30 protein-coding genes are annotated in these 21,931 nt (G+C 68.8%); 5 read left to right on the top strand and 25 right to left on the bottom strand.

Annotation, left to right across the window (positions count from 1 at the left end):
- Nucleotides 1–150 precede the first annotated feature (150 nt).
- The 3 genes from AB0N90_RS13890 to AB0N90_RS13880 are packed head-to-tail and all read right to left on the bottom strand — an operon-like array spanning nucleotide 151 to nucleotide 1,567.
- Nucleotides 151–612 (bottom strand): hypothetical protein, encoded by a 462-nt coding sequence (locus tag AB0N90_RS13890; protein WP_365196052.1) that lies wholly within the window; start codon nucleotides 610–612, stop codon nucleotides 151–153.
- Nucleotides 609–1,130, bottom strand: coding sequence for a hypothetical protein (locus AB0N90_RS13885; RefSeq protein WP_365196049.1), 522 nt, complete (start codon nucleotides 1,128–1,130; stop codon nucleotides 609–611). The genes AB0N90_RS13890 and AB0N90_RS13885 overlap by 4 nt, the downstream gene beginning before the upstream one ends.
- 11 nt (nucleotides 1,131–1,141) lie before the next feature.
- Complete coding sequence (locus tag AB0N90_RS13880; RefSeq protein WP_365196047.1) at nucleotides 1,142–1,567, bottom strand: minor capsid protein; 426 nt, start codon at nucleotides 1,565–1,567, stop codon at nucleotides 1,142–1,144.
- Nucleotides 1,568–1,605: 38 nt separating this feature from the next.
- On the opposite strand from AB0N90_RS13880, the gene AB0N90_RS13875 reads away from it, so the two are divergent.
- The gene (locus AB0N90_RS13875) at nucleotides 1,606–2,178 is read left to right on the top strand and encodes an HNH endonuclease signature motif containing protein (RefSeq protein WP_365196046.1); all 573 of its coding nucleotides are present in this window, start codon (nucleotides 1,606–1,608) and stop codon (nucleotides 2,176–2,178) included.
- Here AB0N90_RS13875 and AB0N90_RS13870 read toward each other — a convergent pair.
- From AB0N90_RS13870 to AB0N90_RS13850, 5 genes are all read right to left on the bottom strand, one after another.
- On the bottom strand, nucleotides 2,175–2,531 hold the full coding sequence (locus AB0N90_RS13870) for a hypothetical protein (RefSeq protein WP_365196044.1): 357 nt from the start codon (nucleotides 2,529–2,531) through the stop codon (nucleotides 2,175–2,177). The genes AB0N90_RS13875 and AB0N90_RS13870 overlap by 4 nt on opposite strands.
- The gene (locus tag AB0N90_RS13865; RefSeq protein ID WP_365196041.1) at nucleotides 2,528–2,851 is read right to left on the bottom strand and encodes a hypothetical protein; all 324 of its coding nucleotides are present in this window, start codon (nucleotides 2,849–2,851) and stop codon (nucleotides 2,528–2,530) included. The genes AB0N90_RS13870 and AB0N90_RS13865 overlap by 4 nt, the downstream gene beginning before the upstream one ends.
- The gene (locus AB0N90_RS13860; RefSeq protein ID WP_365196039.1) at nucleotides 2,845–3,243 is read right to left on the bottom strand and encodes a hypothetical protein; all 399 of its coding nucleotides are present in this window, start codon (nucleotides 3,241–3,243) and stop codon (nucleotides 2,845–2,847) included. Before AB0N90_RS13860 ends, AB0N90_RS13865 begins: the two co-directional genes overlap by 7 nt.
- A gap of 142 nt (nucleotides 3,244–3,385) precedes the next feature.
- On the bottom strand, nucleotides 3,386–4,246 hold the full coding sequence (locus AB0N90_RS13855) for a N4-gp56 family major capsid protein (RefSeq protein ID WP_365196036.1): 861 nt from the start codon (nucleotides 4,244–4,246) through the stop codon (nucleotides 3,386–3,388).
- Between the two features lie 12 nt (nucleotides 4,247–4,258).
- The gene (locus AB0N90_RS13850) at nucleotides 4,259–4,984 is read right to left on the bottom strand and encodes a hypothetical protein (protein WP_365196034.1); all 726 of its coding nucleotides are present in this window, start codon (nucleotides 4,982–4,984) and stop codon (nucleotides 4,259–4,261) included.
- Nucleotides 4,985–5,142: 158 nt separating this feature from the next.
- Here AB0N90_RS13850 and AB0N90_RS13845 point away from each other — a divergent pair, with 158 nt between their 5' ends.
- Nucleotides 5,143–5,904, top strand: a complete 762-nt coding sequence (locus tag AB0N90_RS13845) for an endonuclease domain-containing protein (RefSeq protein WP_365196032.1) — start codon at nucleotides 5,143–5,145, stop codon at nucleotides 5,902–5,904.
- 12 nt (nucleotides 5,905–5,916) lie between these two features.
- Here the strand turns inward: AB0N90_RS13845 and AB0N90_RS13840 are convergent, their stop codons facing one another.
- Together AB0N90_RS13840 and AB0N90_RS13835 are read right to left on the bottom strand one after the other, a co-directional pair.
- Complete coding sequence (locus AB0N90_RS13840; protein ID WP_365196029.1) at nucleotides 5,917–6,048, bottom strand: Rmf/CrpP fold protein; 132 nt, start codon at nucleotides 6,046–6,048, stop codon at nucleotides 5,917–5,919.
- Nucleotides 6,049–6,078: 30 nt separating this feature from the next.
- The gene (locus tag AB0N90_RS13835; protein WP_365196026.1) at nucleotides 6,079–8,322 is read right to left on the bottom strand and encodes a phage minor capsid protein; all 2,244 of its coding nucleotides are present in this window, start codon (nucleotides 8,320–8,322) and stop codon (nucleotides 6,079–6,081) included.
- Between the two features lie 63 nt (nucleotides 8,323–8,385).
- On the opposite strand from AB0N90_RS13835, the gene AB0N90_RS13830 reads away from it, so the two are divergent.
- Nucleotides 8,386–9,399 (top strand): hypothetical protein, encoded by a 1,014-nt coding sequence (locus tag AB0N90_RS13830; protein ID WP_365196024.1) that lies wholly within the window; start codon nucleotides 8,386–8,388, stop codon nucleotides 9,397–9,399.
- A 535-nt stretch (nucleotides 9,400–9,934) separates the two neighbouring features.
- On the opposite strand, the gene AB0N90_RS13825 is transcribed toward AB0N90_RS13830, so the two are convergent.
- The 4 genes from AB0N90_RS13825 to AB0N90_RS13810 all read right to left on the bottom strand — a co-directional run bounded on the left by AB0N90_RS13825 (nucleotide 9,935) and on the right by AB0N90_RS13810 (nucleotide 13,587).
- The gene (locus tag AB0N90_RS13825; RefSeq protein ID WP_365196022.1) at nucleotides 9,935–11,347 is read right to left on the bottom strand and encodes a phage portal protein; all 1,413 of its coding nucleotides are present in this window, start codon (nucleotides 11,345–11,347) and stop codon (nucleotides 9,935–9,937) included.
- A 49-nt stretch (nucleotides 11,348–11,396) separates the two neighbouring features.
- On the bottom strand, nucleotides 11,397–11,837 hold the full coding sequence (locus tag AB0N90_RS13820) for an HNH endonuclease signature motif containing protein (protein ID WP_365196019.1): 441 nt from the start codon (nucleotides 11,835–11,837) through the stop codon (nucleotides 11,397–11,399).
- 71 nt (nucleotides 11,838–11,908) lie between these two features.
- Nucleotides 11,909–13,141: a PBSX family phage terminase large subunit gene (locus AB0N90_RS13815; RefSeq protein WP_365196017.1), complete on the bottom strand. Its 1,233-nt coding sequence runs from the start codon at nucleotides 13,139–13,141 to the stop codon at nucleotides 11,909–11,911.
- Nucleotides 13,141–13,587, bottom strand: a complete 447-nt coding sequence (locus AB0N90_RS13810; protein ID WP_365196015.1) for a hypothetical protein — start codon at nucleotides 13,585–13,587, stop codon at nucleotides 13,141–13,143. Before AB0N90_RS13810 ends, AB0N90_RS13815 begins: the two co-directional genes overlap by 1 nt.
- 67 nt (nucleotides 13,588–13,654) lie before the next feature.
- Between AB0N90_RS13810 and AB0N90_RS13805 the strand changes: the two genes are divergently transcribed.
- Entirely contained in the window at nucleotides 13,655–14,239 is a 585-nt protein-coding gene (locus AB0N90_RS13805; protein ID WP_365196013.1) for a hypothetical protein, read from the top strand.
- Between the two features lie 135 nt (nucleotides 14,240–14,374).
- Here the strand turns inward: AB0N90_RS13805 and AB0N90_RS13800 are convergent, their stop codons facing one another.
- From AB0N90_RS13800 to AB0N90_RS13750, 11 genes are all read right to left on the bottom strand, one after another.
- Complete coding sequence (locus AB0N90_RS13800; protein WP_365196010.1) at nucleotides 14,375–15,016, bottom strand: DUF5710 domain-containing protein; 642 nt, start codon at nucleotides 15,014–15,016, stop codon at nucleotides 14,375–14,377.
- 408 nt (nucleotides 15,017–15,424) lie between these two features.
- Complete coding sequence (locus AB0N90_RS13795; protein ID WP_365196008.1) at nucleotides 15,425–16,210, bottom strand: hypothetical protein; 786 nt, start codon at nucleotides 16,208–16,210, stop codon at nucleotides 15,425–15,427.
- Nucleotides 16,207–16,551: a hypothetical protein gene (locus tag AB0N90_RS13790; RefSeq protein ID WP_365196006.1), complete on the bottom strand. Its 345-nt coding sequence runs from the start codon at nucleotides 16,549–16,551 to the stop codon at nucleotides 16,207–16,209. Before AB0N90_RS13790 ends, AB0N90_RS13795 begins: the two co-directional genes overlap by 4 nt.
- Nucleotides 16,548–16,730, bottom strand: a complete 183-nt coding sequence (locus AB0N90_RS13785) for a hypothetical protein (RefSeq protein WP_365196003.1) — start codon at nucleotides 16,728–16,730, stop codon at nucleotides 16,548–16,550. Before AB0N90_RS13785 ends, AB0N90_RS13790 begins: the two co-directional genes overlap by 4 nt.
- On the bottom strand, nucleotides 16,727–16,972 hold the full coding sequence (locus AB0N90_RS13780; protein WP_365195997.1) for a hypothetical protein: 246 nt from the start codon (nucleotides 16,970–16,972) through the stop codon (nucleotides 16,727–16,729). The genes AB0N90_RS13785 and AB0N90_RS13780 overlap by 4 nt, the downstream gene beginning before the upstream one ends.
- Nucleotides 16,969–17,790 (bottom strand): hypothetical protein, encoded by an 822-nt coding sequence (locus AB0N90_RS13775; protein WP_365195995.1) that lies wholly within the window; start codon nucleotides 17,788–17,790, stop codon nucleotides 16,969–16,971. Before AB0N90_RS13775 ends, AB0N90_RS13780 begins: the two co-directional genes overlap by 4 nt.
- Complete coding sequence (locus AB0N90_RS13770; protein ID WP_365195992.1) at nucleotides 17,787–18,587, bottom strand: hypothetical protein; 801 nt, start codon at nucleotides 18,585–18,587, stop codon at nucleotides 17,787–17,789. The genes AB0N90_RS13775 and AB0N90_RS13770 overlap by 4 nt, the downstream gene beginning before the upstream one ends.
- A gap of 183 nt (nucleotides 18,588–18,770) precedes the next feature.
- Nucleotides 18,771–19,679, bottom strand: coding sequence for a recombinase RecT (locus AB0N90_RS13765; RefSeq protein WP_365195989.1), 909 nt, complete (start codon nucleotides 19,677–19,679; stop codon nucleotides 18,771–18,773).
- Nucleotides 19,676–20,686, bottom strand: a complete 1,011-nt coding sequence (locus tag AB0N90_RS13760; RefSeq protein ID WP_365195986.1) for a lambda-exonuclease family protein — start codon at nucleotides 20,684–20,686, stop codon at nucleotides 19,676–19,678. Before AB0N90_RS13760 ends, AB0N90_RS13765 begins: the two co-directional genes overlap by 4 nt.
- 41 nt (nucleotides 20,687–20,727) lie before the next feature.
- The gene (locus AB0N90_RS13755) at nucleotides 20,728–21,003 is read right to left on the bottom strand and encodes a hypothetical protein (RefSeq protein WP_365195984.1); all 276 of its coding nucleotides are present in this window, start codon (nucleotides 21,001–21,003) and stop codon (nucleotides 20,728–20,730) included.
- A gap of 14 nt (nucleotides 21,004–21,017) precedes the next feature.
- Complete coding sequence (locus tag AB0N90_RS13750; RefSeq protein WP_365195981.1) at nucleotides 21,018–21,158, bottom strand: hypothetical protein; 141 nt, start codon at nucleotides 21,156–21,158, stop codon at nucleotides 21,018–21,020.
- 207 nt (nucleotides 21,159–21,365) lie between these two features.
- On the opposite strand from AB0N90_RS13750, the gene AB0N90_RS13745 reads away from it, so the two are divergent.
- Nucleotides 21,366–21,809, top strand: coding sequence for a hypothetical protein (locus AB0N90_RS13745; RefSeq protein ID WP_365195979.1), 444 nt, complete (start codon nucleotides 21,366–21,368; stop codon nucleotides 21,807–21,809).
- The last annotated feature ends 122 nt before the right edge of the window (nucleotides 21,810–21,931 follow it).

Here is a 21,931-nt window from a genome sequence, read left to right as displayed (position 1 = left end):
GCGGGGTGCGCGACCATGCGCGGGCGAATCGCGCCTCGCCGGACAGTCCCGCAACCAGGGTGAGGAATCGGCGAGTTGAGAGGGCGGCGACCTGCTCGGCGCCGAGGTGGTACTCGCGGGCGAGGTCAGCCTCGACCGCTCCCCAGTGGGTCAGGACCGCGCGCCAGAACGCGCCTTGCCCTTCCCCTTCTTCTTCGTGCCTGCCCGACGCTGTGCCCGGTTCGCCGGCGATGCTTTTCCCGCCTTGGCGGCGTCCTGCTCGTCGTGCAGCTCGGCCGCGCGCTGCATGGACAGTGAGCCGGGGGTGCGGATGTTGGCGGCCGAGTAGATAAGGACGATGGCGAGCTGCCGGTCGGTCATGCCGCGCTCGGCCCACGTGTCGAGGGCGCCCTCGCCGAACAGCGTCGCGAGCATCCGGCGCACGTCGTCGGGGTCAGAGCTGCCCTGTACGCGCTCCATCTGGAGCGTGAACAGCAGCGGCAGGGAGTCGGGCAGTACGTACTCGCGCTCGTAGAGGGTGAGCGCGGCCCGGGGCCGGCCGGGGGTCTGTTCGGCGAAGAACGCGTCAAAGTCGGCGGTCTCGACGAGCGGCTGCTCGGGGGCCTTGCTCACGCGTCACCCCCCGACTTGCCCGCGGTCTTGGCGGCGAGCGTCTGTCCGCCGGCAACGGGCGCGGTGGTCGGCTTGCCCGAGCGGGTGATCGTGGCGGACCACGACGTTTTGTCGTTGGTCTCGCCGCCCTGCTCGCCGGGGGTCATCGTGGAATCCCAAACGACCCAATCCGTCTGCGACTTGTGGCGCCACCGGACCTTGTTGTTCGACTCGATGCCGAGCCGGTAGGCCCATACGTTGTCGACGTACGCCTGTCCGGCATCCTGCGCCTTGGTGGTCGGGTCGATGCGGTACAGACCCTCGATTTCGAGGGTGGCGCCGCGCTGCATCACGTCCTGCTCGTAATAGCCCTCGCTGTCGAACGCGGTCGTCTCGGCGGTTTCTTCGTTCTCGCCCGGATTATGGGTGAACGAGGTCAGGCCGGCGATGGGCAGCCATGTCTCGGTGCCGGTCACGGTGGCGTCGAGGACCTCGAACAGCCAACCGCGGGCGTCAATGGGCCGACTGTTCGCGGCCATAGGTGCACCTCCTAGTCGGGGCGGTGTGGGGTGGGGTTGGCCACGTCGAGGCGGACGTTCACCGTGTGCTCGTGCCGGCCCGAGGCGTCAGTGCCGAGCGGGGCGGGGGTCTGCTGCGCGACGGCGAGCACGAGCCATGTGCCGTCGGGCAGTTCGAGGCCGGCGAGCCCGTGCAGGGCGCCGTACAGGGCCTCGGCGCGGCGGCGGGAAACCCGCGGGTCGGCCGTGCCGCGCACGCGCACCTGTAGCGAGCGGACGTCGTAGCCGTTGCGCGAGTCCTGCTCGGCGGCGCCGTACAGCCACAGCCCTACGGCCTCGGCCGGCTCGTGCGGCAGGGTCTCGATGAACGTGTCGCCGGCGGTGCCGGTCGGGTCGTAGACGAGCAGGTGCTGCTCGTCGAGGTATCGGGCGATGCCGTCGAGCAGATCAAAGGGCATGCGGGCGCCGGTTCCTACGGGTGTTTATCCTCTGGTGCATGGGCCAAGACAGACCGAGCGTTCCAACAGCTCTGAAACGGGCGGTACTTGTAGAAGCGGGTCATCGATGCGCCATACCAACGTGCCGGCAAACGCCAGTTGAGCTTGCCCATATAACGCCGTGGGCGAAGGTAAAAGAGCACACGTTCGACAATCTGATCGCCTTGTGTCCCACCTGTCACACGCGATTCGATAATGGTGAGATGGATCGCAAAGCGATGTTGCAATATAAGCAGAATCTCGAAGTGCTGAACGGTCGGTATACCGGCGTCGAGCGGCAGATGTTGAAGTTCTACGCCAAGTCGCTTGGCTGGATTGATAGTTCGATTCCCGGTCATCTTTCAATCATGGCTACCCTTCGTACCTTGGGCGCAGGCAGTACGTTTGGATTCTGCGACGTATCGATCCCAGAAGGTATGCATTGGATGATTTCCAACCTCGTGGAGGATGGGATCGTTGTGGCGATTAAATCTCCACATCCAGAGGATCGAGACCAGGGGCTTCGCGTCGTGCAGTTGACGCAGAAGGGGATCGAAATGGTCGAGCGCATGATCTCTCCGGAGCCGATTTAGCGGAGTGCTCGCCTAACCTGCGCGGCGATCAGTTCGCCGATCGCATCGGCCTCGCGGTTGGCGGGGTCTTCAAGGAACTTGGCCTTACGCCCGGGGCTGTGCCGGGCGGACATGTCCTCGTGCACGCGCGCGGCGTACGGGGTGTCGTAGGTGACGCCGGCGACGAGGTTCGCCTCGTCAACCGAGGTGGCGCCGCTCCGTTCGAGGGTGCCCTCGGCGATCGGCACCTCTTTGCGGGACTCGGCGAGCAGGTGCTCGGCGCCGAGCAGCAGTCCGCGCAGCGCGCCTTGCCGGGCGCGGCCGAGGACCTGCTCGCCATTCCAGCGGACGTGGGCCCGGGCGGAGCGGCTCATTCGATCGTCACCTCCGTACAGGCGGGGACCGGTAGGCCCGGGGCTGTGTGGCGGGCGACGGTGGTTGCGGTCGCGGTGCGTCCGTCGGGCAGGGTGATGCGCGAGCCGAGCGGGCAGTCGAGATCCGCGGCGGCGATGAACGTCGCCGCCGCGGTGAACTCCCGTCCGTCCGGCGCCCGGGCCATGCGCGGCGACGGGTCGACGAGCGCGGGTACGGCGTTGTTGGCTGGGCCGTAGGTGGGGCCGTACGCGGTGTCGGCGAGGTACGGCTCGATACGGATGCGGTGGCGCAGCAGGACCTCGGGGACGCGGGTCACCATGCGATCACCCGTCCCGGGGTGAGTCCTGCTCGGCGCAGTGCACGGTCTGCTCGCGGGGCGAGGTCGACGCCGGTCGTCGCCGCGGTGGCCGAGCTGCGCCCGGACAGGGAAACGGGGCCGATGCTGACTGAGTCCCACTGTCCGGCGGCGCCCGTTCCGTCGTCGCCGGCGGCGAGTTGGTACTCGACCTGTGCGCACGTGGCGTCGCTGAGTGCGGCGCGCACGTCCGGGTCGGTCGGGTCGCCGTCCTCGTCAACTGCGTACACAGCGGTGAGCAATGCCGAGTCGATGTCCTCGCCGGCCCGGGCGAGCAGCCTCTCGGCGTCCGCGGGGGCCGGTTGCCCGGTCCATGCGGTGAGGGCCTCGGGGGTCGCGTAGGGCTGGCGGGCCACGATCACCCCCTCTTGCTGCGGGCAGCAGGACGGGCCGTCGGCTTCTTCGCCGGCGGCCCGCTGCTCTGCTCGTCTTCCGTTGTCTGCTCGTCGTCCTCGCCCGGGGAATCGTTCCCTCTCGGGTGGTAGCGGCGGAGCATCATCACGCCGCCCCTCGGGTGGTCAGCACGACGATCCCCTCGTCGTCCAGGCGGTGCGTCGCGTAGTGCACGTTCGTGGTGACCACGGTCGTACGGGCGAGAATGTCGCGGTCGGTCTCGACGATCGGCCGGCGCTTGTAGAGCAGGCCCAGGGAACCGCGCCGCACTATGAGCGCGTTGTATGTCGCCGGCGTGCCTTCGGCGCCCGGGGTGGTGGTGACGCGGTCGGAGACGTACACGTTCACGCCGCCGATCTGGCCGATCACGCCGCGCGGGATCACCGCGCCGGCGCCGACCTTGTCCGCGCTGAGAAAGTTCGGGTCCTTGTAGATGCTCGCGCGCTGGAGCGAGTGAATGACGAGGCCGGCCATGTTGTCCGGCTCCCACTCGTCCCCGAATCGTGCGATGCCGTCGACCATCACATCCCACGACAGGGCCTTGTCGGCGGCGTTCACGGTGATGGCGCCGGCGGCCTCGGCCGCGGCCGTCAGGTCCTTGTCGATCTTCCGGGCGATCAGTACGCCGAGCTGCCGCTGAGTCTCCGCGTACGGGTCGCCGAACGCGACTAGTCGCGCCTTGTCCGTGATCTCGACCGCCTTACCGGCTTCCTTGATCGTGGCGCTGTTGCCCGGGTCGGTGCCGAGCTGCTCGGGTGTCATCGGCGTGCCCTCGGTCAGGTCCTCGGCTTCCGTGAGGGCCTTCCACTTGGGGAAGTTCACGGTGTCGCCGGGCTTGCCTTCGAGGGTGGTGTCGTTGAGCGCCATCGTGCCGAGCACGAGTGCGCCCTTGAACTTCGCCTGCACCATGTCGGCCCAGACGTCCGGCACGATCATTTGTGCCGCGGTGGTCTTTCCGGTCGCCATGCGGCGGCCTCCTTACTCGGATGCGGCAGAGAGCTGCCGGTACAGGTCGGGGTCGGACTGGTGGAGGTCGACGCGCTCGGCGTAGGTCAGACGCGCGAACTGCTCGGGCGTGACGGTGGCCGGGGCGCCGGGGGTGAAGTCGGCTCCGCCCTTGGCCGGGCCTGGCGTGCTGCCTTCGGCACGCAGCAGCGGGTTTGCCTCGACCGCGGTGGCGATGACGGAGTCGAGGCGTTCGGCGAACTTCGCGTCGCTCGGGTCGAGGGATTCGAGCTGTGAGGCGACCGAGCGGGAGTCGAGCAGCCGCGCGGGGTCGGCGCCGCCCTTGTGCGCGGCCTGGTGGGCGGCGAGCTCGACGCGCAGCCGACGCGCTTCGGCGAGGGCAGCGTCGCGTTCGGTGGCGGCGTGCTCGGCGAGCTTGGCCGGGTCCTGCTCGCCGGCCGCGCCGGACGGGTCGAGCACGCGCCGCAGTCCGGCAAGCAGCTCGTCGCGTTCGGTGGTTGCCTGCTCGGCGCGCTTCGTGGCGTCGGCAAGTTGCTGCTCGGCGACAGGGGCGGCGGCCGGCAGAGTGCCCGGGGCGATGTCCGACGAGGGGGCAGGATTGGTGGCGGGCGGGGTGTTCGAATCGCCGACCGGGGTCGGGTCGCAGCCCTCGCCCGAGCCGCCCTTGATGGGCCAGATCGGGCGTCCGTTGCGGCGGAAGCCGAGGGCGAGCTCGCCGGTTTGCGGGTGTGCTGGCATAGATTGAGCGTCGAGTTTAATATTCACTTTGTCTCCCTCGTATTCGCTGAGGTTCGGCCGAGGTATCTGCGCTTCGTGCGAGTAATGAAAGATTCCTGGGGTGACAACTCGGTTATTGGCTTGCATGCTCGAATGAATTGAATGTTCCGGGGTGGGGAATGCCTGAAGTTCGCGGGTCGCGTTTTCTTAAGTGTGTTGCGAAGGGGGAAGGGTGGGAGTGCGATCGCGACGTCAAGTACTACGCCAAAATGTTTTGCGGGGCGCATTATCAGCAAGCTAATTCCGGGAAGCCGCTCGTCGCCGCCAGACCGCAGTTTTATGCGAGCTCCATATGTGCGGCGCGGAGCTCTCACGAGCTCGCCGGCGATGGGTACGGGGATTGGGAGTGTCCGCGCCCCAGGGAGGCGCGGGAGTGGTGTTCGGCTCACTATGGGCAGTTGAGGGGGACGAATCGAATCGGATATCTGCGCCCGATTAGAAAGTACAAGGACTATCGATCTGACGGTTCCCAGAAAAGGTGTGTTACTTGCGAGCTAGTTAGGCCGAACTCTGAATTCTATAAGAGTGAACGAGCCGCTGATCGCCTCAAGCGGGAGTGTATTCACTGCAATTGGATTTACAACTTGAAGCGAAGGTTCAATATATCGGAACAGCGTTACGTGGAGATTCTTGAATTGCAGAACGGTGGATGTGCGATCTGCGAGCGAGGCTCCAGTGCGGATGGGAAACGCCTAGCGATTGATCACTTTCATGGGTGTTGTCAGATGGTTGGTGGAAGCTGCGGGAAATGTATTCGGGGGCTCCTGTGTACTAGCTGCAACACCATGCTTGGTAAATACGAGACGTTGCCTTCTAGATTTCAAGATTCATCGCACCTGAACTCGTATATATCTAATCCACCCGCACGCCAACTCAGCTAGGTACGCAGTCCGTTAGGGAAGTGCTCGGGCCTTGGCGTAGCCGCGCACCCATGCCGAGCGGCGCAGATCGCCGCGGGGGTACGGGCACGCGCTCACGGGGGATGCGGCGAGGCCGGCGTCGATACCGGCGCGCAATGCGCGCACGAGGTCGCCTCGATGTCCCACAGCCACCCCCTAGAGCCGGTTGTTCTGGGTGTTGCGGGAGGCGCGGGCAGTCTCGGCGGCGGCGCTGCGCTGCCCGGTGACCATCTCCTCGTACTCCACGAACGTCATGCGCGGGTTGTCGGCCCAATACCGCTTGAGCTCCTCCGAGGCGCGGGCGTAGGCGACGTGCGCGGGGCCGCTGAACAGCGTTCCCGGGTCTACGCCGGCGGCCCGGGCCTCGCGGGAGAGTAGATAGCCGTTGGTTGCGTCCTCGGCGTCCATGTACTGCGCCCATGTGTGTTCGCGGTACATGTCGCGGAGCTGCTCACGCGTGTAGGCGGTGCGCTGCTGCATGTCGGCGTACTCGCGCTCGGCGATCCATCGCTCGGTGCTGGACATGCCGGCGTACCAGTCGACGGAAAGGCCGTTCCACGCGTCCGGCGGGGCGGCCGGTTCGAGGGCCTCGTCGACGGCGGCCCGGTCGGCGAGTTGCCCCTCGACGGTGCGCGCGCCGGCCGCTTCGGGAAGCGGGGCGGGCGGGTACCGGGCGTCGAGCTCGTCGGCGATGCGCGCCGCATCCTTGGGCGAGGCGTAGCGCACAGCCCACCCGAGCACGTCGTCGCCGACGTCGGACAGATCAGCGGCGAGGCCACCGTCGGGGAACACCTCGGCGAGCAGTCGCCGGCGGTGGATCTCGGCGCCGATCGCCGGCCGGTCGCCCTCGACGTGCCGGGCGCGGGCGGCGAGGTCCTGCTCGGACATGCCGACGAGGTCGCGTCGGGCCCCGGGCAGCGCGGCGTCGAGGTCGCGCCGGTCGGCCTCGGCCATGACGCGCAGCATGTCGTCGTCCCCGAGGTGAGTAGAGACGCGGGCGAGCTCGTCGTCGCTGAACTCGGCGAGGTTGTCGACGAGTCGGCCGTTCGGTCGGATGCGGTCGAGCAGGGCCTGCTCGTCGCGCCGGTCGCTCTCGCCACGGATGCGGTCGAGGTCGCGTTCGTCGAGCACTCCGGGCCGGATCGCGGCGCCGAGCTGCTCGTCGGTCATCTCGGGCAGCGTGCGCTCGTCGCCCGAGCGGACGCGCGCGGCCTCGAACGGGTCGGACCCCGGGCCGCTCGGCGTACCGGGGCGGCCCGGGGTACCGCTCGTCGGGGGCAGGTTGCTTGCGCCAGGCTGCTCGCGCTCGCGGCGGCGGATGAGCTCGGGGTGTTGGCGCAGGTGCTCGCGCTGCTTGGCCTGCCACAGGCGCACCTTCGCCTCGGCGGACCGTTTGGCCTCGGGCGTCACGGCCGAGGCGGCGCGGTTCTTCCACTTGCGTATGCCGCGCTCGATGGCGCGCTGCTTCTGTGTGGCCTCGTATCCGTCGGGGTCCTCGGACGCCTCGACGGGTGCGCGGGTCACCCCGGGCAGGTACGCCGAGAGGCTGTGCCGGCAATTGGGGTGCTGGAATCCGTGCTGCCGCGCCTCGTCGACGCTGCCGGCGATGTGCACGCGCACGGTGCGGTCGTCCTCGGTGGCGTGCTCGGTCTCGATGGTGCGGGCGCCGCCCGGGCCGTCGAGCGAGAGCACCTTGCCCTCATAGGGGGCGCAGATGGGGCACTCGTGCGGGGCGTTGGAGACGATGACGAGGTCGAGGCCGGCTGCGCGCAACTTGTCGCCGTGCGCCTCGACCGCGGCGCGGCCGGTCGCGGTCCGCACTGCCATCTCGACATAGCTCGTCATCTGCCACGCGCGCCCGCCCCGGTCGACGAACGTGCGCAGTCCACGGTCGGCGAACCGTTCCATTGCCCGCTGTGTCGCCTGCCGGCGGGTGTCAATGCCGAGCAGCGGCGTTGCCGCTACCTCGGCGACCACCTGCCGGTACCCGTCCTCGACGCCGCGGAGAATGCCGCGGTGCGTGGCCGTGACGAGGTCGACGGTTTCCTGTGCAAGCCGGTCAACGGCACGGGTGTTGGGCGTGGTCTCCTCGATGCGGCGTAGATCGTTGTCGTGCAGCGCGCCGAGCTCGGCTAGTCCTGCCCGGGCCCCGGTGTTGTACGCCTCGGCGACGACGTCGAACACGTCGAGTTGCATCGCCGAGCCGAGGGTGTCGACGACTCCCTGCGCACCGCGGCGCAGGGCCTGTATGTCGCGCAGCTTGTTGGTTGCCCACCCTGGGGCCTCGAATCCGTCTGCCAACTGCCGGGCCACGATGCCGAGTAGCCGCTGCTCGGCGTCCGCGTACAGGTCGCGGACGCCGGCCGAGAGGTCCTCGACCATGCCGGGGTGGATGGGCACAGGACGGCACCCCCCACCCTGGACCGGGACTGATTGTCAGTGGTGGTCGGTACGGTCGTGAACATGACCTCTGTGCAGCTCAAGCTCGGCGACGTTGTTACGCGCGCGGACATGCAGGCGATGTTCGGCGGCGGCCCCCAGGGCGGCATCATCCCGTCCAACACGACCCCCAACGTCTTGATCTATGCGGATCACGACAGCGGCAAGGACTACGGCTATCAGGATGGGTGGATTGCCGAAGAGGACGAGAAGGGGCCTGTCTTTGAGTACACCGGTCAGGGGGTCGAGGGTGACCAGACCCTGACCGACCGGAACAAGGCCGTTGCGCTGCATGTCGAACAGGGCCGCACGCTGCGGGTGTTCGTCTGCGTCGGGTACGTCAAGGGCAACAGCGGAACCAAGAAGCACCGGTACCTCGGCGAGTTCACGCTCGACGACGACGAGCCGTTCGTACGGCGCCGCGCTCTCGACCAGAACAAGGACAAGCTGCGGTGGGTCTACGTCTTCCGCCTGCGTCCGGCGGCCGAGGTCGAGCAGGTCGCCGAAGACTTTGTATCCGCGGCGCCCGAGGACGACATCGAGACCGTGCCGGCCGTTCCGATCAGCGACCCCACGCTGCTCGAACTCAAGCCGGCCGAGGCGACCACGGGACAGGTCACCAAGCCGGAGAAGAACAGTAAGAAGAAGGTCACCCGCAAGGCGAGCGACGCCGTCGAGATCACGTGGCGCGAGGCGGAGCTGAGCGACCGGCTCCTCGCCTTTCTCCAGAGCCAGGGCCACGAGGTCAAGCGCGTCAAGATCCGGATTAAGGGCCTGACCGCCACGTTCTGGACGGACCTGTATGACGTGACCGACAACGTGCTCTACGAGCTCAAGGGCAGCAGCGGCCGTAACGCGGTGAGGATGGCCATCGGGCAGTTGCACGACTACAGCCGCCACATCCCCAAGGAGGACGCGCGGCTCGTCGTGATGCTTCCCGAGAGGCCGGTCGATGACTTGGCCGAGCTCGTCGTACACGCCGGTATGGAGTTGGCCTACGAGGACGGCGACAAGTTCATCGGCTGGACGGCGGGTTAGGCGTTCGCGGTAGTTGCCCGGTCAACGGAGGCCGGGCAAGCACCGCGTCGTGCTGCCGTAAAGCCGACAGGCGCTCAACTCTCGGCGTCGTCCGTGCTCTCGGGCGTCTCACTCCGGAGGCAGCGCCGTACCTCTCGGAACGCGTGGATGAGGTCCGGAAGTTGGCGCAGCGTTGAGGCAGTGAGAGTGATCAAGAGTCCGAGAATTCCGAAGGCGGCGATGATCGCGCCGGTAGTGACGTCCATGGGGCAGAGCATGGATCTGGCCTCTGACCAGCGCAAACGGCCGCCGAAAAGGAATTCGTATCGAATTTTGGCATGGGTGTAGCAGTACAATTCCGGACCATTTCTCGGTCTCGTGGAACTGCCGTGCGGCCTGACCTGCGCCGCCCCCATGCCTTGTTAGTTGCGGTCAATTTAATTAAGCAATATGCGGCGTGCTTGGAATTCTGGAAAACTCGTCGCGCTTTTGGCTGGAATCATTCGGTAGCGGCTGAAACTTGTGGGTGTGGGGTGCGTCAGGCCGGACCAACTGACTAGACAAGCGACCCTGACTGCATGGGGTCGGGAACGGCCTGTCCGGTCTCGACGAGGATGCGGTCGACCTCGATCTGCACGCGTTCGTCGTCCCAATCCGGGTGCAGGATGCGCACGCGGGTATCGACGCTTGCCGCCTGCGCCTGGGTGAGCAGGGAGAGGGTTTGCGCGACGCTCGTCGGATCGTCGCTCACCGCTGCCCCGAAGGTGACGCGGGGCCGCTCCGGCACGATGCCGCGGGAGAACAGGACGCGGTCGAGCATGAGCTGCACGTGCAGGATGTCGGCGAGTGCCGGCGCCCAGTAGCCCGTCTTCTGCTTGCGGGTGGTCATGCTCTTGCGCTGCCGCGCCTTGACCTCGGTGGCCGTGATCGCGGCGGCGTCCTCCATGCCGAACGTGGCGACGGAGTAGCCGGCGGACTGCACGGCTTGCCGCACGATCCGGTCGGCGGTGGCGTCGTGCTCGGCGACCCTGATCGCGAACTGCGACAAGGTGATGCCGGCACTTTCGGTGGGCGGGATCGCGAGGCCCTGCCAAATTTCCCGGTCGTCGTCGAACGAGGCGCCGCGGCCGGGCCCGTGATCGCGTAGGTAAGAGTCCGGCACGATCAGCCGGGCCCGGGCGAGGCGGATGTCGCGCATCCAGCTCGACCACGTCTCATCGAGTGAGTCCATGAGGTCATGAATCGGGGCGTCGTAGTCGCTGCGCCCGAACATCGAGCCGCGGTACATCCGGCTCGGCAGGTTGGGCACGTAGACCGCGGTCAGCGCGTCGATACCGGTCGCGATGGCGTCGCCGTCGGCGCCGAGCGAGCCGGCGAGGCCGGCCGTGCCGGGGTGCTCGGTGAGTGGCACGCGCCGCCCGAGCGAGTCGGGGGTGCCGTTGTAGAGAGCGTGCAGGATCTGCCCACGCTCGTGCCGCTCCAAGTGACGCCATACGGTCGAGGTGTCGCTGCCGTGCAGCTCGCGCCAGAACGTCACGGCCCGCAGCACCCCGTAAGAGAACTCGGGCGCGGCCCGGTCGGGCTGCATCACGGTGAGCAGCGGCCGGTCGACGAGCTCGGTATCCCACGTGCACCGCAGGTACGCCCCGCCTAGAGCCGCGCAGACCTCGGCGGCCTCCAACAGGGTGTTGGTCAATCCGCCGGATTCGGCGAGCTCGTCGAGGCGGTCCTGCGTGCTCGTGTCGGTCACGGCCAGGGCGAGCGGCTCGGAGAACAGCAGCGCGGCCGAGGCGCTCGCGATATCGCCGGCGAGGGGGACGTGCAGCCGGCGGTCGGGCTTGCCCGGGTGCGGCTGGCGGTGGCGCCCCCACAGGCGACGCCGGCCGTCCTCGCGGCGCTGCGATCCGTGCCGGTAGACATTGGTCAGCCGCTTGTGACTCCCGCTGTACCAAGCGTCGTTGGTCTTCATCTCTCGGTACGGCACGGCGAGGTGCGGCGGGGGCCACGGGGCGCCGTTCTCAGGCAGCGGCACAGTGCACCCCCCGTCGGCGAAGTCGTGAACGCTCGCGCGCGGCGGCGCGGCATCGTCGGCACTTGCGGGTGCCGTTGCCTGCTACATAGGTGTTGGCGGCGTCGAACCGGTGACCGCGGATGCACGCGACCTGTCGGGCCCGGGCGGCGGCGTGCGATTTGCCGCGCAGCACGTTGACGCGCTGCGTCACGGCGTCGAGGTGCGAGGGATTCACGCACCCCCGGTTGCGGCACAGGTGGTCGATCACGAGTCCGTCGGGGATGGTGGCGACGAACGCCTCGTACGAGACGCGGTGCGCGTACTGCCGCTCGCCGTCGACGCTGATGCGGGCGTACCCGTTGGGCATGAGGTAGCCGGTCCACTGCCAGCAACCGCCCGGGGCGTCGGTGACGGTGGCGAGGAATCGGTCGGACCAGTCAGCGCGCACGGTGCACCGCCCCCCCTTCATGACGAGGCCCCGGGCGCCAACAAGGGCGGCCGGGGCGGAGGTGAGAGGGGCTAAGCGGCTTGGGCGAGGAGTCCTCGCCACTCGTGCGCGGTGCTGTGGATGACGTAGCGCAACGCGTCGACGCTGTGATCGTCCTTCTTTACGGGCTTGTCCTCGCCGCGGGCGGCAGCCTCTTCTGACCACACGTAGTTGGGGAGTTCGGCGAGCAGACCGGCGCACGAGCGATGGATACGCAGCAGGCCGGAGTCGAGAGCGACCGATACTGACCGGATGCCGTCGAGGACGTCGTTCACGGCCCGGGTGACGCCCGGGTGCCCGTCCGCCCAAAGCTGTGTGGAGTACGAGGCGGCCGAGGGATCGATGAACGTCCACTCGGGCTCGACGCCCTGCTCGGCGAGCCAGTGACGCACGGCGCGGCTGTATGCGGCGTCGGTCATCTGACGGTGTGCGGCCCGGGCATCGTGGCGCCATTCGCTGACGACATACAGCCGCTCGTCGTCACCGGCGCCGAGCAGCAGCGCCGAGAACGGATTGCTCGTGCCGTAGTCGATGCCGACCCAATGCCGGCGCATCGGGGGCAGCTCGTCGACGACGTGCCGCTGCTCGTCGTACGCGTCGTAGATCGCGCCCTCGGCGACGACCCACTCGCCCAGGATCATGCGCCGGCGCCACAGGCCGGTGAACTCCTTTGCGAGCGAGGCGACGTACGCCTCGGAAAGGCTCGGATTGTCTGCGAGCTGAAAGTGAAACTCGGCGAGGTCGAGCTCGCCGGCCCGGTCGAGGTAGTCGGTCCGCAGCCAGTGCCGCGGACTGTCCGGGTTGGTCGTACCGATCAGCTTCGCGCCCGCCACAGACAGGCGGGCAAGCAACTGCCGGAAGAACGCCGCGGGCAGCAGCGTTACCTCGTCGGCGTAGGCGAGGGCGGCGGTCATGCCGCGCAGCCGGCCCTCGGCCCGGGCGTCTGCCGCGCCGACGAGGTGCACAACGCGCCCGAGGATCACGGCGGTTGTGGCGCCGCGGGTATGGCGGACCTCGGCGGCGAGCTCGCCGAACAGCGTCGGATCTTGCAGCACATCGAGGCAGTTGCGTTCGATCGTCTGCAAGCTGCGCCCAACGATGACGATCAGTCCCGAGGCCGGCGCCCTGCGGACCATGAGCAGGAAGCAGACAAGGCTCGCGATCGTCTTCCCCGACCGCACGCTGCCGTGCCAGATGTTGATACGGGCCGTGGCGCCCCGGATCGATGCGAGCTGCTTGTCGGACAGAGGGAGAGGCGTAGCCATCACACCCCCTGTCCGTCACCCCCACCCGATCCGAGCAGGACGTCGGCGAGGCGGTCGAGCATCGAGCCGCCGCTGCTCCCGGTGCCGGTCTGGCGGGCGAGCTCAGCAACGCGGGCGTGCACCTCGGTCAGTGCGCGGGCGGCGGTGGCGTGGTCGCGAGCATCGCGTGCGGACTCGGCGCCGGCGGTCTTGGTGACCTGCCCGAGGGCGCCGTCGAGGGCCTCGTCGGCGAGCAGTTCGCGCCGAGCGGCAGAGTCGGCTCGTCGCGCCTCGGTGGCGGCGGCAACGCGGGCGCCGCCGTTGAAGGTGAGTCCAAGTTCGCGTGCGATCTTCGAGACACTCGCTGCGCTTCGCCCGATGCTGTGGGCGATCTGGTTACGGCTCTCGCCCTGAGAGTGCAGTCGTCGGACCCGCTCGCGGTCGCGGTCGTCGATGGGGCGGCCCATGTCTCACCTCGATCACAGATCCGCTCTGGAACACCTGGTAGGGCGCGGTGGCCGTCAGCATGGCGGGGTGGAAGTTGCAGAGCTGGTCTTGAAGTACATGCAGGCGCTGGCGTGGCCCACCGTGACGGTTGGCGTCGTTTGGGCTCTCCGCAATCACATTCAGCAAGCCTTCGCGCGCATGACCCGGCTCGAAACCCCCGCTGGGTCGATCGAGTTTGCGACAGATGCCCGTGAGATGCGGCGAGAGGCAGAGGGGCTAGCGGAACCACAGGGCGCGCAACAGGAAGACTCTGCTACCGACGGCAATGCACGGCTCGGAGTCTTCCAAGAGGCGTGGGACGTCGCGGATGCCTCGCCCATCGGGGCGGTCATCTCGGCTTGGCTCGTGCTCGAAGAGATAGCCAGGACAACTCTTCAGCTGAAGGACGCCATGCCCCAGAGCAGATACAGGCGCGAGGCTCCTCCCCTCATGACTGAGCTGATTCCGGCGCTGGAGGGGATCGGCCTCTCCTCGCGTGGGGTTTCGATCTTCAACGATCTGCGACGGCTGAGGAATCAGGCAGTGCATGGAGAGGCAGTGACTCCGGCGGCGGCGCGCGACTTTGTCGAGACCTGTAGGTACGTGGCTCGCGAGGTCTATGGACTGCGCTAGGGCGAGTGAAAGCCTCGCCCGCTATGGGGGAGAGCGGCAGCGCGTTCAGCTGGATCGGCGTCCCGTTTTCGAGCACGCCGGAAGCGCCTCCAACTTTAGGTCACGAACAGGTAACGAGGCAAGAGGGTTCGGGGCTCAGCCTGTGTTGATCTCCCCTAGCTGGATGTCGGGCGGGTGAGGGCCGGGCACCTGATATTCCATGAGCTCGGGTACCGGCTCCTCGATGAACCAGAGTTTGTAGTCGGCATCCCAACGCGCTCCGAACTCCTTGGCTAGGTCCTTGAGCTCGTACGGCACATGCAGCCAGATTCGCCCCTCGTATCGCCGGTTGAAGATCGCGCCGACTTGCTCTCTCATTCGGGACCACGCCTCGGTCCCTATGGACGACACAATTGCGGAGGCACCTGCGCTTGCGAGTATGTCGATGCTGCTCGGCTTCAGGGCTGTCGACGTACCGTCCGGTAGGCGGATAGTGAGGCGGTCCCCGGTGTCGTGCTGAGGCTCCTCGGGCGCACTGCGGGGGGCGTGGTCTGCGTCGTCTTCCTCGTCAACTGCCAGTAGCCACAGGGCATGGAAGGACTCGACTTCGTGCTCGGGCGCAGTTCGGGGATGCCGAGTAGCTAGGACTTCCACCAGGGCATCAACGACGTGCCAGTTCGGAAGTCGCGTGCTGGAGAAGGCATCGTAGATCGTGCTGCGCGAGATCCCAGCGCCTTTCAGCTCCGTCGCCACCGTCGCCAGCGACGGCAACCCTGCCCCCTTGTGTAGCTCGTGCAAGGCCCTGTTGAGCTCCTTGTGGTTCCCGTGCAACTCCGGCTTGCGAAGACGACCCGCTCGCCCCACCCGTGCCCCCACCGTTTGAAACCGTTTGAAACCGTCCGGGCATCATCGCAACCGTCCGGAGTCGTCGCGAGACGTTTGATGACATTGGCGTCCGTTGCTTGACGTCCGATCCAACACCTCTGCTGACCAAAGTGGTTGAAGCCGCCCAACAGGGGTGGCCCGGACGACGCGATGGAGGAGAGCAATGGGGAACAGCGGACGACGTGGCGCACGCCGGTTCATGCGGGCAGCCGCTTTCGCGGCAGTCAGGGGCGCTGCCGCAGCGGCAGGCAGCGCCCTCGTGACGGCCGTCGTCTACTGGGTGGCGCACTGACCGTTAGGGCAGTGCAGTCTGGGCGACACCTACGAAGTGGGCACGGGGTCGGCTTTGGCGAGTGCGACGACGAGACCGACGAGATCGGCCCACCCCCATACGCGCCGCCCGTGCTCGTCGAGGGGTATGGGTGCGGTGCAGTCCTCGCCGGTCGAGCAGGTCACCCTCGGCGCCTCGTCCGAATTGGTGTGCAGAGTGAGCTCGCCGCCGCACCACGGGCACGGCCGGTCGGGCACGGGCGTGGTGCGCTGGTCGAGGCCGAGAGTCCGCAGTAGCCGGCCCTCGGCGAGGCGCGCGGTACGCCGTGCCTCGTGCAGCAGATGCGGGGGCAGAGGAGCGAACGGCGGCGCAGCGAGGGCGCCGTCGAGCTGCTGCTCGGGCTCGGTGTCCTCGTCAAGCACCCGCCCCTCGACCCACACGCACGCGAAGTGCAGGCCGTGCGCGCGCGAGCCGGCCGCGCCCCGTGCGTCTGCTGCGCCCGGGTGTTGGTAGTCCCATCGGCGCGGGTCGCCGTGGCTCGCGTGCTGGACGGCGGCGGCGAGGGTGTCGGCGAGGTCGAACACCTGCCGCTCGATGGCGAGGCCGGCGTCGAGCGCGTCGAGGTTGGCTGGTGCGGGGTGCTCGCGAAGCACGAGGGGCGCCCGGTCCTCGACGACGAGCTGTTCGTCGTCGACCGCGCGCAGGGTGTGCGCGAGCTGCCGCGGTGGCCAGACGTCCGCGGGCGGGGTCTCGATGGCGAGCAGCAGCTCGGCCCACTGCTCGCGGATAGAGCGCAGGGCGGCGACGGTCTCGTGTACGGCGGTGGCGTAGTTCATCGGCGCCTCTCCTCGGCGGCGTGCGGGCGCAGGGCCTCGACCTCGGCGGCGTACTGGTCGCGCTCGGCCTCGGTCTCGGCGATGCACTGCTCGGCGGCCTCGATCCGGCGGTGCAGGCGCATCGCTGCTGCCTGCTGTCCGCCGGCGCTACGGCGGTGCGTGTCGCACTCGGTGATCTCGGCCTCGACGTCGCCGCGCAGTAGTGCGGATTCCTCGGGGGTGAGCACGCCCCGGTCGGCACGGGCGAGCAGCACGCGCAGACGAGAGCGGCGGGCGTCGCGCTCGACCTCGCGCTGCTCGCGGCGGCCTCGACGGGAATCGGTGCGGGTACGGGTGTTCATCGTGCTTCCCCCTCGTCCAGTGCGGTGCAGGTGGTGCAGTGCGGCGGGCAGGCGCCGCGGGTATCGGCCGGGTGTCGTCGCAACGGCCCGGGGTCTCGTCGACAGGCGAGCCGGCCGAGCGGTACGCCCGAGGCGACGACGAGCAGCACGACGAGCGCGGCGACGAGTTGGGCGTTCACGGGGTCGGTTCTCCGTTCGTACGGGTACGGCGAGTCAGGCGAGCGACGAGGCGCCGAGCGCCGCGGGTCTCCCGCGCGCGAGGCGCGACCGGTCGCGCGTGCCGGGTGGTGTTGATCTCCCATCCCTCGATGGCGAGGCGGTCGAGCAGCTCGGCCGCGGTGAGTGTGGCGAGGTGGGGGTGCACGTCGAGGGCGTCGGTCAAGTGGGCGGCGATTACGGCGCGCGCGGCTGCGGGAGTCATCGGCGGTGTCCTCCCGAGGTGTGGCGGGCGCGACTCTCGCGTGGGGCGGGTGGCTGGCACATGAGGCGGGCGAGGCGGACCTGCTCGGCCTCGGCCTGCTCGTCGTCGGTGGGGTCGAGTTGGGCGATCAGGGCCTCGATGCGGGAGGGGTGAACGCCGGACAGGGCGCGGCGGCCCTTGCCGTTGCGCCGGTATCCGCTCTGGCACGGCTGGTCGGGCTGCGCGTGGCAGTGCGGGCAGCGGACGCCGAGCGGGTCGGGGATGCCCTCGGCGACGATCGCCTCGCGGTGGGCCCGGGCCGGCCGGTAGGGGGCGAGGTCGCGGGCGACGTGGTCGGGCATGTAGCGGCGCGGCCCGTTGCCGACTCCCGACATGAGGGCGGCGAGACGTTTCTGCCCCGTCGGGTTGATCTCGGCGCGGTACTGCGCCGGCGGGGTGTGGCCATGGGCGACCGCGGCTCGGGTGCCGAGCAGTTCCTCGCGCCATGCCTGCGGGTCGTCGGGGTCCGCGGCCGGTACGGGGTCGGTGTGCCGGTTCATGAGCTCGCCGCGGTGCGGTGCCCATGCGGCGAGCACGTCGTGCGGCTCGACGGCGCGGAACTGCGCGGACCGGTCGCCGGCGCGCTGCTCGTAGTAGCGGCGAACGGCCTGCGAGGCGTCCCAACCGGTGTCGGGCAGGGTGGCGGGGACCTCGGCGAGGGTGGCCGTCCAATCGGCGATGGTGCGGGCTGACTGTTGCGGGTCGGCGAGGGCGCGGCACACGCGGGAGTCGAGCCGGCCGGCGTAGGCGAGTAGGGCGGCGATGTGTTCGTCGATCACGGGGTGCCCTCCTTTTGGGCTTTCAGCAGGGCGAGGCCGGCGGCGAGGTTGTCGGTGTAGGCGGCGGGCGCCGGCGAGCGCAGCGGCACGACGTTGGGGCCGGGGCGGGCGGACGGTGCGCGGTCGAGGTCGCCCCACACGCGCAGCCAGTAGCGGGCCGGTTTCGGCTCGGTGCCCGGTTGTGTGCGGCGGGCGGCGAGCTCGACGAGGGCCTCGACGCCGTGCTGCTGCACGAGGCGCCAGACGTCGCGCTGCTCACCAAGGCCGAGCGTCCAGCGGACGGCGACGCCGGCGGCGGCGAGGGCGTCGCCGAGCGGATGCAGTTCGGGAATCAGCGGGGACCGAGCGGGGGTGTTCGCGCGCGGCGGCTGCTGTGCTTCCTGTTCTCTCTTGTTCTTCTTGTTCTGGGGGCCGGTTTCCGCTCCCCCTCGGGCCGGATTCCGGCCCCCCTCCGTACCGGATTCCGGCCCCCGGGGGGCCGATCCTCGGCCCGGGTCGGAATCCGGCCCGGGCCGATTTCCGGCCCCCTCCGCGTCGACGAGCGGCAGACGGTAGACGGTCTCTCCGCGGGGCCCGGTGACGTCCTCGACGACGGCGAGCTCGCCCGAGTCGAGCAGTGCGTCGACGGCGTCCCGCACGGTCGAACGGGCGGCGCGGGTGCGCTGCACGAGCATCGCCGTACCGGCGTAGGCGATGGCGTCGGCGTTCGCCCTGTCAGCGATAGCGAGCAGCACTGTTCGAGCGGTACCTCGGGCGGTGGCGTGGCCCCATACCCAATCCGTCGCGTCGCGGCTCAACTGTCTTTCTCCTTACGGGTGTTGTCGAGCCGGGGGCCTCGGGGCGGCCGGCGAGGGCGGCGGGGGTATGGGTGGGGCAGCGGTGGCCGGTGAGGTAGTGGCGCACGCCGTCGAGGGCGCGGCAGTGGCGGCCGGCGGCGCCGTCCCAATGCCCGCAACGGGTCGGGACGGCGGGCCCGTGGCTCACTGCGCGGCGTCGGCCGCGGCTGGTTCGGCGGCCTCGGGCCATCCGGAGAACTGCGAGGGCACGTCCTCGACCGTGGCCTGCTCGGCGCCCTGCGGGGGCTGCTGCGGCACGGTCTCGCCCTCGATGTAGTCCTCGGGCACGTCGAGCCCCTCGGGCGACGCGTCGCGCCGCACGGTCTCGTCGTGCGCGACCGCCCGGGCGAGCTCGGCACTCTTCGGAATGATCTTGAAGAGTTGGCGGATGCACGTCTTGCGTGCCATGGCGTCGTAGTCCGTCGCCCACGGCCCAAAGTCCTTGGCCTTGCTGCGCTTTCGGATCGTCTCGACGTCGTCGACGTCGAGCACGACGAACGCGCTACCGCCGTTCGACAGGCGCGCAACGGCGTAGTAGTCCGTCGGCCGGCCCTTGGCCGAGCCGCGCGCCGGCCGGTGCGTCAGCTTCGGTTCGAGCCCGTACTCGTACTCGAACTCGTCGCCCTCGTACACGGTGTGCGTGTCGAGGCCGGCGGCGAGCGGATGCTGCCAGAACAGCTTGATCATGCCCTGATAGCCGATGACGAGCTGTACCTCGTACGCCCGAACCTTCTTGTTCCAGAACGGGAGCAGGTACGCCTCGCCGGACACGCCGCCCGGTTCGAGGCCGAGCGCCGAGCAGGTCATCAGCGCGCCGGCGAACGACTCTTGCGTGCACTCGGCGAGGTGCTCGACGCGCCGCAGCTCGGTAAGCGCGATACGGGCGATGCGGTCGGCGCCGCCGAGGTGCGCGGGCAGGGCGCGCTCGATCTCCGGGCGCATCTGCTGCACGAACTGCACGAGCGTCGGCTGCGCCTGGCGGTTGCCCTGGACGGCGGGGGAGTGCGACCGGGTGCGCTTGTTGGCGACGCGCTCGGCAAGGTTGGTGCTCACGCTGCGGACTCCTTCGGGACGACGAGGCGTCGGGCGCGGTGCGCCCGGAACTCGTCGGGGTGCTCGGCGGCGAGGCGCTTGGTATCGAGCGCGTCGACGCGGTGCGTGTACTGCTGCGCGAGGTCCGGGTGCGCGGCGGCGAACCGCTTCGTCACGAGCGGGCCGTTCTGCTTCCACGTGAAAGCGACGATGCCCTGCGTCTTGACGACCTCGGCCTCGCTGGCGACCGCCTTCAAGCGGTTGTCGACCTCGCGCAGCTCGTCGGCGGTCCTCGCTTCGCGGGCCTTGAGCTCGCGCCGGCGCTCCAGCAGCGGCCCGACCTCGGCGGGGTCGGCGACGGTCACGGCCTCGGCCTGGACCTTGTAGAGGTGGCCGAGCAGGTCCTCGGTCGCCTCGGACCCGTCGACCGGCGGCGGGGTGCCGTCGAGCACTCCCTGCCAGAACTCGCCGACGAGGGCGACGAGGTGCTCGACGAGGGCCTCGTCGCGCTCGACGCGGTGAATCAGCAGCCGGTTACCGCCGAGCAGCGCGGCGACGTGCGCGTGCGAGTAGCCGGTGACGGCGAGGTACCAGTGCGTTTGCAGGGCCGGCCCGTCCGGCACGCCGTCGAGCCACTCGTCGAGCTGAAAGGCCGAGCGCGTTTTGATCTCCAACAGGCTGGACGGCTGCGCGTCCTCGTCGAGCACGTACCGGTCGACGTTGGCGAGCATCCACCGGCGCTTGACGTGCGCGAGCGTGCCCGGGCCCTCGACGACGGCGAGGCCGGACCGCTCGGAGAACACACGGGCGATCGTCGGTTCATGCGCGAGTCCCCAGAACGCGGCCTCGGCGAGGTCCGGGTGCTGGGGGCGGTCGAGCGGCAGCTCACCCCGCTTGTCGAGGTAGACCTCGTGCGCCGAGGTGTACTTGCTCATGCCGAGCACCGCGGCGACTTCCGAGCCGCCAACTCCCGTACGCCGCGCGGTGAGCCACTGCTTGCGATCGAGGTTCGGTGGGGCGACAACCACGCCGGTAGGTGTCACGGTGGCCGGCTGCGCCGTCGCGCTGGTCACTTGCTGGCCCCGATGTATCGGGCGTAGACGCGGTACTCGACGACGCCGCCCTCGGTGACCGTGCGGGCGACTGCCTCGAACGACCCTGCGGGGGCGTAGGCATTGAGGCGGGCGTTACGAATGGACTGTGCTGCGGACGCCGCGCGGGTGATGCTTTTGGGCTTGCGCACGACGCCCCAGACGTTGGGATGGGCGCGCAGTTCGCCGGCGATGCGCGCGTGCTTCGTGTTGCGCTGCTTGGGCGGCGGGCCGACAAACTCGACGTTGCTCACGTGCTGCACTCTCCTCACGCTGCGGACTGGTGCTCGGTGCGCTCTGCACGCGCCCGGTGGATGTGAGGGGCGAGGACTCGCCGGATCAAGTCGATCTGCTCGACGCTCGGCTCGCTGTCCTCGCGCGGCTCGGTCTGTACCTCGTGTTTGGTCACGGATCCCCCTCCGTTCTGTTCCACAAATCGAACAACCAAGGGTGCAAAGCAAGGCATAGCGCCCGACCGGCTGTTGCAGATATCGAACACGGCAACCGTACGAGGGTGTGTAAGCGCACGTCAATGCGGTTGGCGGCGTGGCCGCACGAGGTGATGTGCGATTAGATGAGAGTGTTCGAGTTTTGCAACAAGAACAGGAGTGACAGCGTGTCGGAGACCGGCACCCCCTACGGCACCCCCTTTGGGGATCTCCTACGTGCCGCAAACAAGACAGGGGTTTCGTATCGCAAGCTCGCCGAGCGTGCGGTCGACCCGGAGACGGGGGTAGTGGTTGGGTACACGACCCTGCACCGGATCGCGCAAGACAAACTGATCATGCTTGAGCCGGGAGTCGTCGGCGCAGTCGCCGCGGCGATCATGTCCGCACTCGACGTCACGGAGCGAGACGTGCGCACGGCCGCCTCGCAGCAGTACTGCGGTCTCGTCGCCGACGATCCGTTCGGAGCAAGTGGCGACGAGGCGACGGTCGTTGTCGTGCACGCGCCGGGCATGAAGCGCAAGGACATGCCGAAGGTCGAGGAGCTGCTCAGGCGGTACGCCGCCGGCGACCTGCCGGCGGAACTTTCAGAGGGTGGTGAGTCGTCTCACTAGAGGATCACTCGCTGTCTAAGGGGCGTGACCTGCGGTGTTTACCGGAGTATGGTGATCCGGGCCTTTGTCTCGCGCATATGTTCGAGTCAAGGTCCCGTCATGGCCACAAGGGGGCAACACTT

Origin of the sequence: Streptomyces sp. NPDC093018 (assembly GCF_040684035.1) — a bacterium.
Classification (GTDB): Bacteria; Actinomycetota; Actinomycetes; order Streptomycetales; family Streptomycetaceae; genus Streptomyces; species Streptomyces murinus.
The sequence above is the reverse complement of the archived record's forward strand: the minus strand, read 5'-3'. Positions and strand labels throughout refer to the sequence as shown.

Coding starts and splice junctions, on each gene's coding strand:
- AB0N90_RS13885 (WP_365196049.1), bottom strand. CDS start 1,130: ATGGCCGCGAACAGTCGGCCCATTGACGCCCGCGGTTGGCTGTTCGAG.
- AB0N90_RS13880 (WP_365196047.1), bottom strand. CDS start 1,567: ATGCCCTTTGATCTGCTCGACGGCATCGCCCGATACCTCGACGAGCAG.
- AB0N90_RS13875 (WP_365196046.1), top strand. CDS start 1,606: ATGGGCCAAGACAGACCGAGCGTTCCAACAGCTCTGAAACGGGCGGTA.
- AB0N90_RS13870 (WP_365196044.1), bottom strand. CDS start 2,531: ATGAGCCGCTCCGCCCGGGCCCACGTCCGCTGGAATGGCGAGCAGGTC.
- AB0N90_RS13865 (WP_365196041.1), bottom strand. CDS start 2,851: ATGGTGACCCGCGTCCCCGAGGTCCTGCTGCGCCACCGCATCCGTATC.
- AB0N90_RS13855 (WP_365196036.1), bottom strand. CDS start 4,246: ATGGCGACCGGAAAGACCACCGCGGCACAAATGATCGTGCCGGACGTC.
- AB0N90_RS13850 (WP_365196034.1), bottom strand. CDS start 4,984: ATGCCAGCACACCCGCAAACCGGCGAGCTCGCCCTCGGCTTCCGCCGC.
- AB0N90_RS13845 (WP_365196032.1), top strand. CDS start 5,143: ATGCCTGAAGTTCGCGGGTCGCGTTTTCTTAAGTGTGTTGCGAAGGGG.
- AB0N90_RS13830 (WP_365196024.1), top strand. CDS start 8,386: ATGACCTCTGTGCAGCTCAAGCTCGGCGACGTTGTTACGCGCGCGGAC.
- AB0N90_RS13825 (WP_365196022.1), bottom strand. CDS start 11,347: ATGAAGACCAACGACGCTTGGTACAGCGGGAGTCACAAGCGGCTGACC.
- AB0N90_RS13815 (WP_365196017.1), bottom strand. CDS start 13,141: ATGGCTACGCCTCTCCCTCTGTCCGACAAGCAGCTCGCATCGATCCGG.
- AB0N90_RS13810 (WP_365196015.1), bottom strand. CDS start 13,587: ATGGGCCGCCCCATCGACGACCGCGACCGCGAGCGGGTCCGACGACTG.
- AB0N90_RS13795 (WP_365196008.1), bottom strand. CDS start 16,210: ATGAACTACGCCACCGCCGTACACGAGACCGTCGCCGCCCTGCGCTCT.
- AB0N90_RS13790 (WP_365196006.1), bottom strand. CDS start 16,551: ATGAACACCCGTACCCGCACCGATTCCCGTCGAGGCCGCCGCGAGCAG.
- AB0N90_RS13780 (WP_365195997.1), bottom strand. CDS start 16,972: ATGACTCCCGCAGCCGCGCGCGCCGTAATCGCCGCCCACTTGACCGAC.